The organism is Nocardia brasiliensis, assembly GCF_042691675.1.
GTDB classification, from domain to species: Bacteria; Actinomycetota; Actinomycetes; order Mycobacteriales; family Mycobacteriaceae; genus Nocardia; species Nocardia brasiliensis_D.
On record NZ_CP170507.1, the window covers coordinates 4537943 to 4556478 of the forward strand.

At 67.9% G+C, this 18536-nt stretch carries 15 protein-coding genes; 5 read left to right on the forward strand and 10 right to left on the reverse strand.

The features are described from left to right. Positions 1-137: 137 nt before the first annotated feature. Entirely contained in the window at positions 138-743 is a 606-nt protein-coding gene (locus ACFK0J_RS20935; protein ID WP_378729744.1) for a TetR family transcriptional regulator, read from the forward strand. Positions 744-790: 47 nt separating this feature from the next. Beyond that, positions 791-1465 (forward strand): enoyl-CoA hydratase-related protein, encoded by a 675-nt coding sequence (locus tag ACFK0J_RS20940; protein WP_378729746.1) that lies wholly within the window; start codon positions 791-793, stop codon positions 1463-1465. Between the two features lie 128 nt (positions 1466-1593). Here ACFK0J_RS20940 and ACFK0J_RS20945 read toward each other — a convergent pair whose 3' ends face one another. Further along, complete coding sequence (locus ACFK0J_RS20945; RefSeq protein ID WP_378742948.1) at positions 1594-2718, reverse strand: AI-2E family transporter; 1125 nt, start codon at positions 2716-2718, stop codon at positions 1594-1596. Between the two features lie 274 nt (positions 2719-2992). Between ACFK0J_RS20945 and ACFK0J_RS20950 the strand changes: the two genes are divergently transcribed. After that, on the forward strand, positions 2993-3775 hold the full coding sequence (locus tag ACFK0J_RS20950; protein WP_378729748.1) for a crotonase/enoyl-CoA hydratase family protein: 783 nt from the start codon (positions 2993-2995) through the stop codon (positions 3773-3775). Positions 3776-3857: 82 nt separating this feature from the next. Here the strand turns inward: ACFK0J_RS20950 and ACFK0J_RS20955 are convergent, their stop codons facing one another. The 3 genes from ACFK0J_RS20955 to ACFK0J_RS20965 form a co-directional block, all read right to left on the reverse strand. After that, a complete protein-coding gene (locus ACFK0J_RS20955; protein ID WP_378729750.1) occupies positions 3858-4562 on the reverse strand; it encodes a dienelactone hydrolase family protein in 705 nt (234 codons plus the stop codon). Between the two features lie 229 nt (positions 4563-4791). Continuing rightward, the gene (locus ACFK0J_RS20960; RefSeq protein WP_378729752.1) at positions 4792-5415 is read right to left on the reverse strand and encodes a TetR/AcrR family transcriptional regulator; all 624 of its coding nucleotides are present in this window, start codon (positions 5413-5415) and stop codon (positions 4792-4794) included. 375 nt (positions 5416-5790) lie between these two features. Further along, complete coding sequence (locus ACFK0J_RS20965) at positions 5791-9234, reverse strand: heavy metal translocating P-type ATPase (protein ID WP_378729754.1); 3444 nt, start codon at positions 9232-9234, stop codon at positions 5791-5793. Positions 9235-9394: 160 nt separating this feature from the next. Here ACFK0J_RS20965 and ACFK0J_RS20970 point away from each other — a divergent pair, with 160 nt between their 5' ends. Both ACFK0J_RS20970 and fadD11 read left to right on the forward strand, forming a co-directional pair. After that, on the forward strand, positions 9395-10186 hold the full coding sequence (locus tag ACFK0J_RS20970; RefSeq protein ID WP_378729756.1) for a GNAT family N-acetyltransferase: 792 nt from the start codon (positions 9395-9397) through the stop codon (positions 10184-10186). Between the two features lie 292 nt (positions 10187-10478). Beyond that, a complete protein-coding gene (gene fadD11, locus ACFK0J_RS20975) occupies positions 10479-12296 on the forward strand; it encodes a fatty acid--CoA ligase FadD11 (protein ID WP_378729758.1) in 1818 nt (605 codons plus the stop codon). 394 nt (positions 12297-12690) lie between these two features. Here the strand turns inward: fadD11 and ACFK0J_RS20980 are convergent, their stop codons facing one another. From ACFK0J_RS20980 to ACFK0J_RS21005, 6 genes are all read right to left on the reverse strand, one after another. Next, the gene (locus ACFK0J_RS20980; RefSeq protein ID WP_378729759.1) at positions 12691-13446 is read right to left on the reverse strand and encodes a class I SAM-dependent methyltransferase; all 756 of its coding nucleotides are present in this window, start codon (positions 13444-13446) and stop codon (positions 12691-12693) included. Positions 13447-13628: 182 nt separating this feature from the next. Further along, a complete protein-coding gene (gene mshC, locus ACFK0J_RS20985) occupies positions 13629-14867 on the reverse strand; it encodes a cysteine--1-D-myo-inosityl 2-amino-2-deoxy-alpha-D-glucopyranoside ligase (RefSeq protein WP_378729761.1) in 1239 nt (412 codons plus the stop codon). Between the two features lie 421 nt (positions 14868-15288). After that, the gene (locus ACFK0J_RS20990; protein ID WP_378729763.1) at positions 15289-16092 is read right to left on the reverse strand and encodes an SCO1664 family protein; all 804 of its coding nucleotides are present in this window, start codon (positions 16090-16092) and stop codon (positions 15289-15291) included. Between the two features lie 3 nt (positions 16093-16095). After that, positions 16096-16680, reverse strand: coding sequence for a DUF3090 domain-containing protein (locus ACFK0J_RS20995; RefSeq protein ID WP_218469115.1), 585 nt, complete (start codon positions 16678-16680; stop codon positions 16096-16098). A gap of 74 nt (positions 16681-16754) precedes the next feature. Next, positions 16755-17507 carry a histidine phosphatase family protein gene (locus ACFK0J_RS21000; protein ID WP_378729765.1) on the reverse strand — a complete coding sequence of 251 codons (753 nt, stop codon included), beginning with the start codon at positions 17505-17507 and terminating at the stop codon, positions 16755-16757. Between the two features lie 67 nt (positions 17508-17574). Beyond that, positions 17575-18504 (reverse strand): undecaprenyl-diphosphate phosphatase, encoded by a 930-nt coding sequence (locus ACFK0J_RS21005; RefSeq protein WP_378742950.1) that lies wholly within the window; start codon positions 18502-18504, stop codon positions 17575-17577. Positions 18505-18536 lie beyond the last annotated feature (32 nt).

The following is an 18536-nucleotide window of genomic DNA, read 5'->3' on the forward strand; positions in this document are numbered from 1 at the left end:
CTCGTACGAGGATAGCCATGCGGTCGCGATGCCGTTCGAGCGACCCCTAGTACCTGTTACCTGGCGAAATACGTAGTGCGCGTGAGTGATCGAGAGCCTGCGACCGGCTCCATCATCGGCCCGTACACATCCCGGTCATGCCCCGCCCCCGTACCCACGATCCCGACATCGTGCTCGATGCCGCCGAGACGCTGGCCGCGCACTCGGGACCGGCCGCGGTCACCACGCGCGCCGTCGCGGCCGCCACCGGGGTTTCCAATGGCGCGATCTACCACACCTTCGGCTCCCGCGCTGAGTTGCTCGGTCGCACCTGGTTGCGGGCCGCTAACCGATTCCTGGCACTTCAGTCGGCATTGATCGACGCCGCATTGGACGGACCCCGGCAGGACCCCATCGATGCCGTAATCGCTGCCGCCGAGGCACCCGCGGTGTTCGCCGAGCGATTCCCGGACTCCTCGCGGCTATTGCTGACGGTCCAGCGCGAGGAACTTCTCGGCGAGGTGCCCGACGCCATCGCTCGCGAGCTCGCGGCGACGGACAAGGTGTTGGTGGAGTTGATGATCCGGCTATCCCAGCATCTCTGGGATCGCGGTGACCGGGGCGCGGTCGATGTGCTCACCCTGTGCCTGGTCGACCTGCCCACCGCGATCCTGTTGCGTCGCGATCGAATCGCCAATCCCGTTGCCCGCGAACAACTGCGCGCCGCTGTGCGCGCCGTTCTAGCCGTGGGTCCGCCACCGTGACAGCGTCCCTTCGCTGACCACTATCCACTCTCGACACAAGGAACCTCATGCCTACCGTCACCTACCACGACAAGATCGCCGTCCTCGACCTCGGCGATGACGAAAATCGTTTCTCCCCCACCTTTCTCGACGAGGCGAACACCCACCTCGACGCCGCACTCGCCGAAGGCGCGCAAGGCCTCGTCACGACCGCGAGCGGAAAGTTCTACTCGAACGGCCTCGACCTGGACTGGCTCGGCGCCAACGGCGACCGCGCCCAGTGGTACGTCGGCCAGGTCCAGGCACTGTTGGCGCGCGTGCTCACCCTGCCCGTGCCCACCGCGGCCGCCCTACCCGGCCACGCGTTCGGCGCGGGCGCCATGCTGGCGATCGCCCACGACTACCGCGTCATGCGCGCCGACCGCGGCTATTTCTGCTTACCGGAGGTCGATATCCGTATCCCCTTCACCACCGGCATGGCGGCGCTCATCCAAGCGAAGCTCACCCCGAAAACCGCCATCGCCTCGATGACGACCGGTCGCCGGTTCGGCGGAACCGACGCCCTCGCTGTCGATATCGTCGACGCCACCGCCGCCGAAGGCGCGGTCACCGACGCTGCGCTCGGCCTGCTCGCTCCTCTCGGTGCCAAGGATCCGGGCACCCTGGGCGCGATCAAGAACACCATGTTCGCCGACGCAGTCGCGGCACTGACAGCGGATTCGGTTGCCCACCAGGCGGACTGAGTCAGATCAGAACGACTCGGCAAGCAGCGAACGGTCACGCGGCAACCCGCTGGACCGCTGGACCGCTGGACCGCGCATCGCTGAACCCGGGCATCGCTGAACCCGGGCATCGCTGACCAGCCGCGCCATCATTGCGGCGCGGGCTGAACCTCCTCCTCCGCCTCCGGCGGCGCGGCGGTCACCACATCGATCTGCTCACCGATGTACCGGATCACCACCGCCGCCACCGCCGCGACCGGAACGGCAAGGAACGCACCGACAACTCCGTACAGCGAAGCTCCCGCGGTGACGGCGAGCAACACGAGCACCGCGTGCAACTTCATGCTCCGACTCTGCAACACCGGTTGCAGCACATTCCCTTCGAGCTGCTGCACCGCGATGATGATGCCGAGCACGATCAACGCCGTGGTGAACCCATTGCCGACCAGTGCGACCAGCACCGCAAGCGCACCGGCCACGAACGCACCGACCATCGGAACGAAGCCACCGATAAACGTGATCACGGCAAGCACCAGCGCCAACGGAACACCAAGGATTACCAGCCCGGCCCCGATGAAGACCGCGTCGATCAAGCTGACCAGCGCCTGGGTCCGGATGAAACCGCCGAGGGTGCCCCAAACCCGATTCAGCACCTCTTCCACATGACGGCCGCTGCGGCTGCCCAGCACGGCATGCAGCCAGGGCAGCAGGCGCGGCCCGTCCTTGACGAAGAAGAAGGTCAGTACGAGCACCAGGAACACGGTGACGAGCACCGACGTCGCCGTGGACACGCCGCTGAACACCCCACCGGCGATCTGCGCGGCGCTCGATTGGAGCCGGGACACGATCGCGTCGACCGCGGAATCGAGTTGCTCGTCGCGGATGCGCAGCGGCGGACCTTGCAGCCAGTCGCGTACCCGATTGACCCCCTCGGTGGATTTATCGGCGAGGTCAGGCGCCTGATCCACCACCGACGGCACGATCAGCGCGATGACACCGGCCAGCGCGCCGATGAATCCGACCATCGTGATCGTCGCCGCGAGGGCGGGACGCAAGCCGTGCCGGACGAGCCACCCGGTGGGCGGCCACAACACGGTGGCCACGACGATCGCCAGCGCCACCGGCAACAGGACCACCCACAGCTTCGCGAAGACGTACATCAGCACCCAGGCGCCCGCTGCGATCGCGACGATGCACAGTGCCCATTTCGCCAGCCAGATGATCCCGGCGCCGATCACGTCGCCGCGGTCGGGCACCGCGTGGCTGCCGGTCAGCTTGTCGGTGTTCTCGGGTCGCTTGTCGGTGTTGTCGCGACTCTTGTCGATGTTGTGCTGAATGTCTTCGCTGGGCCCACTCACGGGCCAAGTCTTGCACGAGGGCTATGCACGAGCAGGTCATTGCGTGCCGCGCGCCGCGGTGCTGTCGTCACTGCCGGACGGATTCGCGAGCTCGTGGTGTGGTCGTTCGGTATCTGCTGACTGAGACCTGCTCCCCAGGGTCGGTGGTGTCCCGGTAGGTTCGACTGATCTTGTCTGAAGGAGGCCCATCTTGACCGCCGCAGCCACCCTGGAACGCAACGGGCACATCGCCGTCATCACGCTGAACCGCCCCGAGGCCATGAACGCTGTCAACGCCGCGTTGTCCCGTGCGGTGGGTGCCGCGCTAGATGAACTTGCCGCCGATCCGGAGCTGCGCGTCGCGGTGATCACCGGGGCCGGGCGCGCTTTCTGCGCCGGTGCCGACCTCAAGGAGCTGGCGCGTGGCAACGGGATTCACGATCCGGAGCATCCGGAGTACGGATTCGCCGGGCTGGTGCAGCATTTCGTGGACAAGCCGCTGATCGCGGCGGTCAACGGGTACGCGCTCGGTGGTGGTACCGAGATCGTGCTGGCCAGCGATCTCGCGGTGATGAGTGCGGATGCCTCGCTCGGACTGCCCGAGGTCAAGCGTGGATTGCTGGCTGCGGCAGGCGGGTTGCTGCGACTGCCCCGCGCGATCCCGCCCAAAATCGCGCTCGAGATGGCGTTGACCGGCACCGCGATCGATGCCGCCAGCGCCGCCCACTGGGGCCTCGTCAACCGGGTGGTACCGGCGGATCAGGTGCTGCCCACCGCCCTCGAACTGGCCGAAACCATCGCCGCGAACGCGCCGCTGTCGGTTCGTGCTTCCAAGCGAATCATCCACCGGGTCAACGACTTCGGCTCCGATTGGGATACGCCGATTTGGCAGATGAGTCTCGAGGAAGCGGCCCCCGTATTCGTCAGCAAGGACGCTGCCGAGGGTCCCCGCGCTTTCGCCGAAAAGCGCGCCCCCCGGTGGCGCGGCGAGTAGGACCGGGTTTCACGATCAGTGGCACCTGGTTGCGGCGAGTAGCGGTCTCTCCATCATGTGCCGTTGACGGCTGGGCGACGAGTCAGGGCTGTTCGGGTGGGGTGAGGTGGGTGTCGAAGAACTTGAAGATGCGTTGCCAGGCGTCGCGGGTCGCGTCCTCGTTGTAGCCGAGGCCGGTGACGCGCAGGATCGGGTCGGCGGGGGTGAGGTTGGCGAAGGCGTGGGTGACCTTCGGGTAGACCTTGATGTCGTGGTCGACGCCGAGCTCGGTCAACGCCAGATCCAATTTGCGTGGGGCACCCACTAACAGCGGGTCGCGTTGCGCGTAACTGGCGACCACTGGGCAGGCGCCCTCGAGTTGGGCGCGGTAGTCGCCGTAGAGCGTCGGATAGAACGGCGCGGACGCGTCGAAACCCTTCGGCGCGACCAGCAACGCGAACCCGCCGCCCATGCAGAAACCGACGACGGCGGTGCGCCCGGTGCAATCGGGTTCGGCGACGAGCCGATCACGCGCGGCCAGAACGTCACGCACCGGCGGTCCGTCTCCGGTGAAGACCAGCGCCCGATAGATCGCGCGAATGCACCGAACACGCCCGCGCGAGAACAGATTCGGCGCGATCGTCAGATAGCCGTAATCGGCCAGCATCCGCACTGTCCGGCGCACATCCGCACTGAATCCCACCCCATCGTGAATCACCACCACTCCCGGCCACGGCCCCTCCCCCGACGGCCGCGCCAGCATCGCCGCCAGCCGCCCGTCCGGCGCGCTGAGCTCAATCGTCTTCATATCCATCGAATCTAGGTCAGTGTCTGAGACATGTACAGGACACTCCGGGCGCGGGCACATTTGCCCGGTGGGGCGCGAACCCCGTGTGAGATCGAAGTATGGCGTGAACCGCGCGCTCACCACGGCTTCACTGGCGGGCTCGCTGTTCGACCACGGGACAGGCCGTGGCGGCGGGTTCGGGCCATGCGACCGAGAGGACGATGGCGCTGACCGGGTCGGTAGCGCGGGGTCAGCGGGGTGCGAGGGCGGCGAGGAGGCTGCGGGCGAAGCGTTCGTAGCGGGCGATGCTGAACTGTTCGGGGTCGGTGAGGAGCTGGCGGCCTGCGCGTTCGCCGGCGGCCAGTAGGGAGTCGGCCAGTAGTTCCAGATCGATGTCGGCCAGGCCGGGTCGGCGGTCGCGACCCCATTCGAGCAGGGTGCGCAGTTTTGCTCGCGCGAATCGCATTGCGGCTGTGGATCGTTCGCGGACCTGGCTCGGTGCGTCGTCAGCGGGGAGCAGTAGTAGGCGCCACGAGTCGGGCTCCGCGTTGACCGCGGTGAGCAGGTTCTTCATCGCCGCGACGAGTGTGTCGTCGAAGTCGGCGTCACTGGTGCAGACGGGCATCGCCTCGGCCAGTGTTGCCAGCGCCCGCTGCCCCTCGCGCTCCAGCACCGCGAGCAGCAGGGGTTCCACGCCCGGATATGCCGCGTAGACACGAGGTTTGGCAAGTTGCGCCTCGCGGGAAATCGCCTCCATGGTGATCGCCCCATACCCGTGCCGAGTGAGCAGCCGCAGCGCGGCATCGAGCACCTGCTCGCGACGCACCGCCAGCTGCATCCGCGGCTGGCGGGGACGCTTTACGGGCTCACTCACCGCGCTCACATTAGTCGTCGGCAGGCACCGATCGCCGAGTGAGCGCGCTCCACCCACCCCGGCCTTCTCGTCTGGCCACGCACGATGTCTGCTCCGCGCACGATACGGCTGCCCACGCATATCGCCGCTGGCCGCGCCAGATTCAGACTGCCGCGCACAACCACTCCGGTCGCGCACAACACGTCCTGCCGCACACAACCCCTCCGGGCGCGCACGACACGTCCTGCCGCGCATAACACGTCCTGCCGTACACAACACGTCCTGCCGCACACAACACGTCCAGCTGCGCACGATATGTCCGACAGCGCACGAAGCTGCTAGTTGATCCGTGCGCGTAGCGCGAAATCGGTTGCAGCAGTTGCCGCGCTGGCCGGTTCAGGAATGGGTGGGGCTGTGGGGGTTGGGCTTGGCGGGGGTTTGGCCGGGGAGGCGGAGGCGTTTGAGGGACAACGCGTTCAAGGCGACGATGATGCTGGAGCCTGACATCGACATGGCGGCGATCTCGGGGCGCAAGGTGAAGCCGAAGGCGGGGACGAAGACGCCCGCGGCGATGGGGAGGGCGATGGTGTTGTAGCCGACGGCCCAGGCGAGGTTCTGGTGCATTTTGCGTAGGGTGCCGCGGCCGATACGTAGGGCGGTCGGGACGTCGAGGGGGTCCGAGCGCATCAGGACGAGGTCGGCGGTTTCGATAGCGACGTCGGTGCCCGCACCGATAGCGATGCCCAGGTCGGCACCGGCCAGCGCGGGAGCGTCGTTGACGCCGTCGCCGACCATGGCGACTTTGCGGCCATCGCGTTGCAGCTCAGCGACTTTCGTGGCCTTGTCGCCGGGGAGGACTTCGGCGATGACGGTGTCGATGCCGAGGTCGGCGGCGATGCGTTCGGCGGTGGCGCGGTTGTCGCCGGTCAACATCACTACCTCCACACCGAGGTCGTGCAGTTCGGCGACCGCGGCTGCGGAGGTGTCGCGGGGTGCGTCGGCCAGGGCGATCACTGCGGCGGCGGTTCCGTCGATCGCGGCGAGGACGGCGGTGTGGCCGGAGCTGGTGAGCCGATCGCGGTGCGCGGCAAGGGATCCGAGAGCGATGTGCTCGCGGTCGAACAGTCGTCGATTGCCGACCACCACCCGATGGCCGCCAACCTCGGCGATGGCGCCGTGCCCGGGAATGTTCTCGAAGTTGCTTGCGGCCAGCCCGGCACCCAGGGTTTCTGAAGGCTTGCCGTCGATGTCGGGAGCACCGCGATCGGACACGTTTTCGGACTTGCCTGCGGCCATTCCAGCACCCACGGCTTTCGAACGCTCGCCGCCGACCTCGCGAGCGGCTCCGCGACCCGGAACGTTCTCGAACCTGCCTCTGATCAATCCGTCATCCAAGGCTTCCGCACGCTTGCCGTCAACCGCGCCGGTGGTGGCGTGACCGGGAGCATTCTCGAACCTGCCCGCGGTCGACCCGTCACCCGAGGCTTCCACACGTTTGCCGTCGATCTCGCGAGTGGTGTTGCTGGACTCATCGGCCGACGACGCGGTACCGACGCCGAGAGTTCCTTCGGCACTGAGGGTTGCGGCGTGCCGGACGATGGCGGCGGCGAGTGGGTGTTCGGATTCGCGTTCTAGGGCGGCGACGAGACGCAGCACCTCGTCCGGTGAATATCCGTCGGCGGTCACCACGTCGGTGACTTCCGGTTCGCCTTTGGTGAGGGTGCCGGTCTTGTCCATCACGACGGTGTCGATGCGTGCCGCGGCTTCCAGTGCCAGCGCATTCTTGAACAGCACACCGCGTTTCGCGCCGAGGCCGGTGCCGACCATGATCGCTGTGGGGGTGGCGAGGCCGAGGGCGTCGGGGCAGGTGATCACGACGACGGTGATGGCGAACAACATCGCCTTGGCGAAGGACGCACCGACCAGTAGCCACACTGTCAGCGTCAACGCGCCGCCGATCAGGGCGACCAGCACCAGCCAGAATGCGGCACGGTCAGCCAGCTTCTGGCCTGGCGCCTTCGAATTCTGTGCCTGCTGAACCAGTTCCACGATCTGTGCCAGCGCGGTGTCCGCCCCGACTTTGGTGGCGCGGACCCGCAAGGTGCCGTTGGTGTTCAGCGACGCGCCGATGACCGTCGACCCCGGTTCCTTGTGCACCGGCATGCTCTCACCGGTCACCATCGACTCGTCGACCTCGCTGTCACCCTCCTCCACGACACCGTCGACGGCGATCTTCGCGCCAGGTCGCACCAGGAGCGTGTCGCCGACCACCACTTCGGCGGTTGGCACCTCGACCGGCGTGCCGTCGCGGATCACCTCTGCCTTGGGCGGCGCCAGATCCAGCAGCACGCGGATGGCATCGTTGGCACCGCCGCGGGCCCGCATCTCGAACCAATGCCCGAGCAGCACAAAGGTTGCCAGCATGGTCGAGGCCTCATAGAAGACCTCACCACCGCCGGTCAGGGTGATTGCCAGCGAGTACAGCCAGCCCGCACCGATCCCGACCGCGACCAACACCATCATGTCCAACGTGCGCGCCCGCAGCGCCGCCACCGCACCGGTGAAGAAGATCGCCGACGAATAGAAGATCACCGGCAAACTCAGCACCAGCGCCCAAATGTCCTGCCGCAGACCGAACGGGACCGGCAGGTGCAGGCCGAACATGTGGGTGGCCATTGGCGACCACAACATGACCAATACCGAGAACACGGCGGCCACGACGAACCGGTTTCGCATGTCGGCAGCCATATCCGCCATCGACATACCGGCGTGACCGGCGTGTGCCATGTGCGCATCGTGGGTGGCGTCGGCCTCGTGGGTGGCGTGCGCGATGTGCGCGTCGTGTCCGGCGGGCTCATCGTGGTCGGCGCGCGCATCGTGTGCGGCGTGTGCGGCACGCGCATCGTGTGCGGCGTGTGCGGCACGCGCATCGCGGTCGGCGCGGTCGGCGCGGTCGGCGCGGTCGGCGCGGTCGGCGCGGTCGGCGCGGTCGGCGCGCGGAGCCCGCGTGTCGTCAGGCACGGCGTCGCCGGTGTGACTGTCGCGCACAGCATGCGGATCACGATCGGCACGCGCAGTCCGAGTGTCGCCGGGCACAGTGTCGGTGGGGTCGTCGTGCACAGTATGTGCGGTCGCCGAGGTGTCCGCGGTCAGCCCGGCATCGGCCATCGGCGCGGCACCGGCCATTGGGGCGGCGTCGGCGGGCGCAGCGGCGTCGGCGGGCGGAGCGGCGTCGGCGGGCGCAGCGGCGTCGGCGGGCGCAGCGGCGTCGGCGGGCGCAGCGGCGTCGGCGGGCGCAGCGGCGTCGGCGGGCGCAGCGGCGTCGGCGGGCGGAGCGGCGTCGGCGGGCGCAGCGGCGTCGGCGGGCGGAGCGGCGTCGGCGGGCGGAGCGGCGTCGGCGGGCGGAGCGGCGTCGGCGGGCGGAGCGGCGTCGGCGGGCGGAGCGGCGTCGGCGGGCGGAGCGGCGTCGGCGGGCGGAGCGGTTTCAGTGGCGCGGGTGCGGTGCGTGGGGCTATCGTCCGCCGCCGTGTGATCCGGCCGCCGCTGTCCGTCGGTCCGGGGCTCGACCAACGGATCGCAGATGTGGTTCGGGACCGAGCGGCCTGCGCAGTGGTAGCCGCAGTCGCGGACCCAACCGGCGAGCTCGGCGACCGAGGTGATGGCGGGGTCGTAGGCGACGGTGGCGGTTTGGGCGGTGGGGTTGGCGGCGACGTCGAGGACGCCCGGTCTGCGGCGGAGTACGGCCGTGACGACATTGGCTTGGCTGGCCCAGCGGACGCCGCGCACGTCGAGGACGGCGGTGCGGTGGCGCGGGTTGCGGTCCTGCATGTCGTGGTTCACGTAGCTCACTCCTTCGAAAGCTCGGCTCGATGATCGAGCCCACGCGTGCCGTCGGTCAGAACTTCCCCTCGACCATATACCCCTACGGGGTAGGTGTCTAACATGGATCGCGAGTGCCGAAGCGTGAAACCAGTTGTCCCGGGCTCGTAGTGTCTATCTCGTGGTTGATATCACCAGCTTGCGCGCGGCCTACGACGAGCAGATGCGCGGGGCGCCGCCGAACCTTCCCGCGGGCGTCCGTTGGGAGCAGGACGGGCCGCTCGTCCGCGTTGTCGGGAAATTCCGCGGCTTCCTCAGCGCACCGCCCGACGTGGGAGTTCGTGGCGCGGAACTGAATCGGCTGATCGTCCGGCAGCGCGACTACTTCGCTGCCCGTGGCGAGGCGGTGGAGTGGACGACCCGCGGTCACGACCGGCCGAACGATCTCCCTGACCGCCTGCGGGCCGCGGGCTTCGTCCCCGAGGAAGAGGAGACGATCCTCATCGCCACGACGGCCGAGTTGTCCGCCGAAGCGGCGCTGCCGGACGGCGTTGTCATTCGTGAGGTCGCCCAACCGCCCGATCTGCGACGCATTGCCGCCATGGAGTCCAGCGTCTGGGGCACCGACATGGGCTGGCTGGCCGACGACCTCACCGGACGCGTCGCCGCCGCACCCGACGACACCATCATCTACGTCGCCGAAGCCGCTGGCGAGGTGATCTCCGCGGCCTGGATGGTCGTCCGCGCGGGCACGGAGTTCGCCGGTCTCTGGGGCGGCTCCACCCTTCCCGCCTGGCGCGGCAAGGGCATCTACCGAGCCCTGGTCTCGGCCCGCGTCGAACGCGCCATCGCCCGCGGCATCCGTTACCTCCAGGTAGACGCCTCCGCCGACAGCGCCCCCATCCTCCGCCGTCTCGGCTTCCACGCCGTCACCACCACCACGCCGTACGTCTGGTCACCCCCGGTGCCCTGACCCATCCGAAACCCGTGCGGCACAAGACGCCGCACACCGACGCGCAGCCGCACTGCGCGCCAACGTGACCGGCCACGTCAATCAACCGACCACGCCGTCTGCACCCCCTTCTGATTCGGCACGTGAAAGCCCGTCCAGGACGCCATCGACCACACCAGTGGCGCGAGAAGAACCTCTCCCACGGTGTGCCACTCACGGTCGGCGGACGGGGGAAATGGGACGAAACGTTCCCGTGGGGGTTTCGGGGCACTTACCGTCTCAGAGAGATAGATGTAGTGAACGGGGTTGTGTCATGACCGAACCGAAGACGTCCTGTGCCGCATTCCAGCGAGTTGCGGCCATTGATCCCGACGCGGTTGCGGTTCGGTCGGTCGGCGGCGAGCACAGTTTGACCTGGCGGGACTATGCCGCACAGGTGCGGGAAATCGCGGCGGGGTTGAGTGCGCTCGGGGTCGGGCGCGGCGACACGGTCGCGTTGATGATGGCCAATCGGGTGGAGTTCTATCCGCTCGAAGTGGGTGCACAGCACACCGGGGCTACTTCGTTTTCGGTGTACAACACGCTGGTTCCGGAGCAGTTGAACTATGTGTTCGGCAACGCGGGCAACCGGGTGGTGATCTGCGAGGCGCAGTATGTGGACCGGATCCGGGCATGCGGGGTGCCGATCGAGACCATCGTCAGCCTGGACGGCAACCCGCCAGGGACGCTCAGCGTGGCGGAACTGAAGGCGTTGGGGCGCAGCGATTTCGACTTCGAGGCGAGCTGGCGCGCGGTGCGGCCGGACGATGTGGTGACCCTCTGCTACACCTCCGGCACCACCGGGAACCCGAAGGGCGTCGAGCTCACCCACGCCAACCTGCTGTTCGACGCGCACGCCTTCGCCTCGGTGCTCCCCGTCGAATTCGGCGACCGACAAACCTCCTACCTGCCGACCGCACACATGGCCGACCGATTCACCGCCCTGTACCTGCAGGAGGTGTTCGGCACCCAGATCACCGTCGTACCGGATCGCAACGAATTGCTCGCCGCGCTGCTGGACACCAGGCCCACGATCTGGGGCGCTGTCCCGCGCGTGTGGGAAAAGTTCAAGGCCGCACTGGAATTCGCCGCCGCCAACGAGCCCGACGATGCCACTCGCGCGGGTCTGCAATGGGCGCTCGGCGTCGCCGCACGCAAGGCCGCCGCGCAGCTCGCCGGCGAACCGGTCGACGACGCTCTTGCCGGGGAATGGGCGAAGGCCGATGCCGCGGTGCTGTCCAAGCTGCGTGCGAAACTCGGTCTCGACCAGGTGAAGTGGGCGATGTCGGGTGCGGCGCCGATCCCGCCGGAGACGCTCGGCTTCTTCTTCGGCCTCGGCATTCCCATTTCCGAAGTCTGGGGTATGTCCGAGCTGACCTGTGTGGCCTCGGTCAGCGCACCGCACGAAGCCCGGCTCGGCACGGTCGGCCGCCTGCTGCCCGGCCTGGAAGCCACCATCGCCGAGGACGGCGAATTCCTGGTCCGCGGTCCATCGGTCATGCGCGCCTACCGCGACGAACCGGTCAAGACCGCCGAGGCGCTCGACGCCGACGGCTGGCTGCACACCGGCGACATCCTCACCCAGGACGCCGACGGGTACCTGCGCGTCATCGACCGCAAGAAAGAACTCATCATCAATTCCGCCGGAAAGAACATGTCCCCGGCCAACATCGAGAACGCCATCAAAGCCGCGACCCCGCTCATCGGCTCGATCGCCACCATCGGCGACCAGCGCCCGTTCAACACCGCGCTCATCGTCATCGACGCCGAAACCGCGGAACCCTATGCCGTCCAACACGATTTACCCGACGCCTCCGCCGCCGCACTCGCCGCCGACCCTGGCGTCATCGGCGAGATTGCCCGCGGCGTAGCGGCGGGCAACGCCAAATTGTCCCGGGTAGAACAAATCAAACGCTTCACCGTCCTCCCGACCTTCTGGGAACCCGGCGGCGACGAAATCACCCTCACCATGAAACTCCGCCGCAAACCCATCGCCGCCAAATACGCCCCCGACATCGACCGCCTGTACGCCCCCGACCTAGCCCCCGAAGTCCACGAACCCACCACCGCCGAAACCACCACCCCCGGCTAGCCCCTGACAATCCGTCGAACGGGACATCCCCGAGCGCCCGCCCGCGATTCACCGCAGCCAAGTCCCGTTCGGCGAATAGGTCGAGCCGTCTCGAGGCCAGCGGGCGGAGATGCCACCAACCAACACCTCGGTAACGCGGCGAGCGGGACACCACCGAGCGCTCACTCGCGATTCTCCGCATCCACGTCCCGCTCGGCGAATAGGTCGAGCCGCGTCGGGACCAACGGGCGGAGACGCCACCAACCAACACCCCCGGAGCGCGCGAGCGGGACAGCATGGAGTGCTAGTCCTCGATGGACTGCCTCGGACAGGCGGAGCGGGACAGTCGGCGGTGTAAGTGAGGCTGCGGGTGCCGTACTCCTCGGTCTCTCGCGGGTGCCCGCCGCAGCCACTTTCAGGACTTGAGGATTGTGGTCCAGACTCGGATGGTGAATATGGCTTCGGCGGGCGCGTCCTTGGGGAAGAAGGGCCGGATTTCCTCGGAAAGCGAGTGATGCAGTTCTGCCAGGTCGCAGGTTGAGGTCGCGACTGCCGTGTTGCTCTGGCTCACGAGGTAATTGGCGGCTGTCTCGGGTGTCAGCGGGACCTGCCACTGCTCTTCGGAGTGTGTGGTCGGGCCGAAACCTGCTTCGAGGGCGGCCACGGGGTCGAAGTGCGGCTGGCGGCGGACCGATGGATAGCGGGACGCGTACTCGCCCGCCATCCACTCCGCGAACGCGGGGTGATCCACCAAATCGCCGTGGAAGTAGTCGCTGTAGACCGCGAGCCCGCCACCGCGGCGCAGGACACGGGCTAATTCGGACAGCACACTCGGCTGATCGAACCAATGGAATGCCGCGCCGACCGTAGCCAATTCGGCGGTGCCGTCCGCCAACGGAAGTCGCTCGGCCGCCGCCGCGACGAACTGCGCCTGCGGATGCGGCTCGGCCGCGCGCAACATTGCCACCGACGCGTCACAGGCCACCACCCGCTCCGCCGCCGCGAGCACGGCCCGCGTCGACAGCCCGGTACCACAGCCGACATCCACCGCGACGCCGACGCGGCCGATCCCCAGCTGCCGCAACGCAATCCGCAGGGCCTCCGGATGGTAGTAGAGCCGCCCGCGAACATAACGCCCAGCGATCGCCGCACTGTCGAACGGATTGCGCACCGATACCCCCTCGCCGAACCGTGCTTCCGCACCATCCAGTGCACCGCGGCACCTAGTGCATCACAGCAGTGAGTGCATCACGGCTAACGACGGTGCACCGAAACACCTTGTCGACCAGGCTATCTCGCAAGACGAACACCACGCCACAACCAGGGACCGGCGCGACACCAGCACCCGAAGAACTACAGCGTAATCCCCAGCAGGCCGTCGACCGCGGCCGTGATCGCTGCGGGGGCGTCGGTTTCGGGGCCACCGTAGTCCAGTGCCTGGCGGGCCCAATTGTCCACGGCGTCCAGGGCTTTCGGGGTGTCGAGGTCGTCGGCCAGGTGTTGGCGGAGGCGAGCGATGGTGTCGGTGGCGGCGGGGCCGGACTCCAGGGCCGTGGCGCGGCGCCACCGGTCGAGGCGGGTCTTGGCCTGTTCGAGGACCGCGTCGGTCCACATGCGGTCCTGGCGGTAGTGGCCCGCCAGCAGTCCGAGGCGGATCGCGGCGGGGTCGACGCCGCTGCGGCGCAGGGTGGAGACCAGCACGAGGTTGCCCTTCGACTTGGACATTTTCTCGCCGTCCAGGCCGATCAAACCGGCGTGCACGTAGTGGCGGGCGAACCGGCGGCCCGCGATGAGCGCCTCGGCGTGCGCGGCGGAGTACTCGTGGTGCGGGTAGATCAGGTCACTGCCGCCGCCCTGGATATCGAACTCGGCGCCGATCCGGTTGAGCGCGATCGCCGAACACTCGATGTGCCAACCGGGACGGCCCGCGCCGAACGGGGCAGGCCAGGACGGCTCGCCGGGACGCTCGGCGCGCCACAGGAGCGCATCGATCGTGTCGCGCTTGCCGGGACGCTCGGGGTCGCCGCCGCGTTCAGCGAACAGCCGCTCCATGGTGGCGCGGTCGTAACCGGATTCGTAGCCGAACTGCTCGGTGGCGTCGGCGCGGAAGTACACATCGGGGAACTCGGCGTCGTCGACGATGTACGCCGCACCCGAGGCCAGCAGCTTCTGCACGAATTCGACGACCTCGTCGACGGATTCGATGGCGCCGACGTACTCCCGCGGCGGCACGATGCGCAGCGCGGACATGTCCTCACGGAACAGTTCGATCTCGCGGGTGCCCAGCTCGCGCCAATCCAGGCCGTCGCGCTCGGCCCGCTCGAACAGCGGGTCGTCGACGTCGGTCACGTTTTGCACGTAGTGCACCTCGTGGCCCGCGTCGCGCAGCAACCGGTTGACCAGATCGAAGGTCAGGTAGGTGGCGGCATGACCGAGATGGGTGGCGTCATAGGGGGTGATCCCGCAGACGTACATGGTGGCGGTGGCACCGGGTGTCACCGGCCGCACCTGGCGGTCGGCGGTGTCGTACAACCGCAACGGTGGCCCTGCTCCGGGGATGGTGGGTAGGGCTGTATCGGACCAGGACTGCATGATTCGAGGGTAAAGGTGTGGTCGAGATCATCGCCGCCCGCCCCGGGCCAGCGGCCGCCATACGCCGCTGACCTGCCGGTCCCGACCTGCACATTTCAGCAAATCATGGGATGTCAAGATTTTCGCTCACGCAGAATCAGCTGTCGGCGGCCCGGCGAGCGGGTGCATCCCGGCGTCGCGAGCCGTGGAGTCAAGCGGAAACGGTATCGCCCCACCGTCGCCGGGGCAACGAGGAATTCGACCTCGTGGGTCGGGCCGGAGCCTGGCGGCGGCACAGCGTGCAACTCTGCGGCCGCTGCGGGATCGCCGTGATCGGCGCGGCACCCGCGCTGTCGGACTGGGTGACGACAGTCGCGTGAACCCCGCCGTGTGCAATCTCGCATTCAATGCCGGATAGGAACCGCCACTGCCCCAACCTATTTCAAAACGCTGGCCACGGAATCGGCCGGGAAGTACGCGGAGTCGGCATCACCGGGTCGTCCACCAACTCTTGGGTGCGGTCCACGAGTGCCTCGATCTCGGCGTCGGTGATGTGCTCGGCGAGTTCGTCCGCGACGGCGCCGGGCAGTTCCTTGGCGAACGCGGTGATGTCGGCGACCAGGGCGTCGCTGAGCGGTTGTCCGGCCCAGCCCCACAGCACGGTGCGCAATTTGTGCTCGCTGTGCAAGCAGATGCCGTGGTCGACGCCGTACACCTGTCCGTCCGTGCCTTCCAGCGCGTGCCCGCCTTTGCGGTCGGCGTTGTTCAGCATTACGTCGAGCACGGCCATTCGTTGCAGCCGCGGGTCGTCGGCGTGGATGAGCGAGACCTCGTTGCCTGCCGGGTCCTGCGCGCGCAGCACCTCACGGAAGCCGTCGGGTACCGCGCCGGGCGGGCAGAGGTCCACCAGGTCGAGGCGGTCGCCCTGTTCGGTGTGGTTGTCCACGCCCTCGACCCAGCGCTGCACCATGCCCACGCCGTACGGTCCGTCGCGCAGGATCGTCTCCGGGATCACGCCCCAGCCCAGCGCGGCCGAGATCAGATAAGACGCCACCTCCCGGCCCGCGAGCGTGCCATCGGGAAAGTCCCACAGCGGTCGTTCGCCGCGGACCGGCTTGTACACCACCCGCAGCGGCGGCTCGACCTCATCGAGGATGTCGCAGACCAGGGTCACATTGCTGGCGGTACTGATCCGCCCGATCACTGTCAGCTCGCCGCTGTGGAACCGATCCCCCGCCCGCGTCACCGATCACTCCTCTAGCTCGGCCGCGCCGAAGATGTCTCCGCGCTTGTATCCATTGGTGCGCACGCACATGTGTCCACGGGACGACAACGGTTCCCCGCACAGCGGGCACGGTGGCCGGCCCGCCGCGATCACCCTGGTCGACCGCAACGCGAACTCGCGGGCCTGGATCGGGGTGAGGAACACGCGGACCGCGTCCGGACCCTCCTCGGTGTCGTCGAGCACCACCGACTCGTCGACCTCGGTCTCGGTGATCGCCAGCAACTCGACCACCACGGCGTTCGCGTCGGCGTCCCAGCCGAGGCCCATGGTGCCGACCCGGAACTCCGCGTCGACCGGCGTCACCAGGGGCGCGGTGTCGCCGATGTCCTCGGGCTGCGGCGGCACCTCGGCGCCGAAGCGGCGGGCCACCTCGTCCAACAGCAGGCCCATCCGGTCGGCGAGCACCTTCACCTGCTGCTTTTCCAGCAGCACGCTGACGACTCGCGGTTCCTGGACGGCCTGCAGATAGAACGCGCGATCGCCCGGCTCACCGACGGTCCCGGCGACGAAACGATCGGGGGTGCGAAATACATGGATTGCGCGTGACACATGCACCTCCTGATACGTGACCCTGATCGACTACCCACGGCGTTGCAACGCCGACTACCCGTTTACAAGTAATCTCAGCGCTCCGCATTCCCATTATCCGCACTCCCGGTATTGCCTAGCTCGCCGCCGGGAACGGGACCGGTGGTGTCGACCGTGGCGTCTTGCTGTTCGGCGCGGAAATCGGCAACGGGGCGTTGCTGATTCGCGAGCGCGGACAGGTCGGTGCCGGTGTCGTTGAGCCGCCACACATACGGCGCGGTCGGGGTGTAGCGGATGACACTGATCGACGCGGGTTCCACCATGATCCGCTGGAACCCATCAAGATGGATACCCAATGCGTCGGCAAGTACCGACTTGATGACGTCGCCGTGCGTGCAGGCCACCCACAGCGCGTCGTGTCCGTGCTGCTCGGCGAGCGCGCGGTCGTGCTCGCGCAGCGCGGCAACCGCGCGGCTCTGCACCTGCGCCAGCCCTTCCCCACCGGGGAACACGGCGCCGGAGGCGTGCCGCTGCACGACCTTCCATAACGGCTCGTTCAGCAGTTCGGCGATCGGTCGCCCGGTCCACTCGCCGTAATCGACCTCGATCAGCCGGTCGTCGAAGACCGGTTCCAACCCGAACTTCTCCGCCAGCGGCGCCACCGTTCGCTGGCAGCGCAGCAGCGGCGAGTGCACGATCCGTTCGATCGGCAGCCCGGCGAGCCGTTCGGCAACGGCCCTGGCCTGCTCGTTGCCGTGCTCGGTCAGTTCGACGCCGGTGCTGCGACCGGCCAGGGTGCGGGCGGTGTTCGAGGTCGAGACTCCGTGTCGGAGCAGAATCACCGTCATGTAGCCACCCTAAGCCCACCCGTCGCCCGGCCCCCGCCCCTCATGGAATCGCTCCGCGATGCTGATTTCATGTGGCCGACACAACCCCGGTCGCCAGCAGCCCCATCACGATCAGACCGAGCACGATCCGGTAGCCGACGAACCAGTCCAGCGAATGCTTCGCGACGAACTTCAGCAGCCACGCCACCGACGCGTACCCGACGACGAACGCGAGCAGCGTCGCCACGATCAGCTGCGCGCCGCTGGCGTTGAGCCCCTCACCGGCGGGTTTGAAGGCGTCCGGGATGCTGAACAAGCCGGACGCGGTGACGGCGGGAATCGCCAGCAGGAACGAGAATCGCACGGACGCTTCGCGCGTCAGCCCGAGGAACAGCCCCGCCGACGAGGTGGCGCCGGAACGCGACACACCGGGAATCAACGCGAGGCACTGGGCGAACCCCATCACCAGGCCGTCCCGGGTGGTCAGCTGCTCTATCGGGCGCTGCTTACGTCCGTAGTACTCGGCGGCCGCGATGACCAGCGCGAACGCGATCAGCATGAACGAAATGAGCCACAGGTTGCGGGCCGCGGTGCGGATCACGTCCTTGAACAGGTAACCGAGCACGCCGATCGGAATGGTGGCGATGATCACATACCAGCCGATGCGGTAGTCCAGCTCGCGTTGGGTGTCCTCGTCGAGGTAGCCCGCCTGGGCGGCATTCCAGATCGGCAGTTTCGTCGTGACCTGGTCGGTGATCGGCACCGTCTGCCTGGACGACGCGCTCAACTTGCGCAGCACCGTGGTGAACCAGGCCTGCACGATCCGCCAGATGTCCTTGGCGAAATACACCAGGACGGCGGCCTCGGTGCCGAGCTGGGTGACGGCGGTGAACGAGGCGCCCGCGTCGTCGCCGAAGAACACGCCCGACACGATCCGCAGATGCGCCGACGACGAGATCGGCAGGAACTCGGTGAGTCCCTGCACGAGTCCGAGCACCAGCGCCTGCACCCAGGTCATCGATTCGCCCGTCACGCAGCCTCCTGGTGTCT

Excerpts from the sequence above, each read along its gene's own strand:
- fadD11 (WP_378729758.1), top strand. The coding sequence starts at position 10,479 with ATGACCGAACCGAAGACGTCCTGTGCCGCATTCCAGCGAGTTGCGGCC.
- ACFK0J_RS20955 (WP_378729750.1), bottom strand. The coding sequence starts at position 4,562 with ATGAAGACGATTGAGCTCAGCGCGCCGGACGGGCGGCTGGCGGCGATG.
- ACFK0J_RS20935 (WP_378729744.1), top strand. The coding sequence starts at position 138 with ATGCCCCGCCCCCGTACCCACGATCCCGACATCGTGCTCGATGCCGCC.
- ACFK0J_RS21000 (WP_378729765.1), bottom strand. The coding sequence starts at position 17,507 with ATGACGGTGATTCTGCTCCGACACGGAGTCTCGACCTCGAACACCGCC.
- mshC (WP_378729761.1), bottom strand. The coding sequence starts at position 14,867 with ATGCAGTCCTGGTCCGATACAGCCCTACCCACCATCCCCGGAGCAGGG.
- ACFK0J_RS21005 (WP_378742950.1), bottom strand. The coding sequence starts at position 18,504 with ATGACCTGGGTGCAGGCGCTGGTGCTCGGACTCGTGCAGGGACTCACC.
- ACFK0J_RS20940 (WP_378729746.1), top strand. The coding sequence starts at position 791 with ATGCCTACCGTCACCTACCACGACAAGATCGCCGTCCTCGACCTCGGC.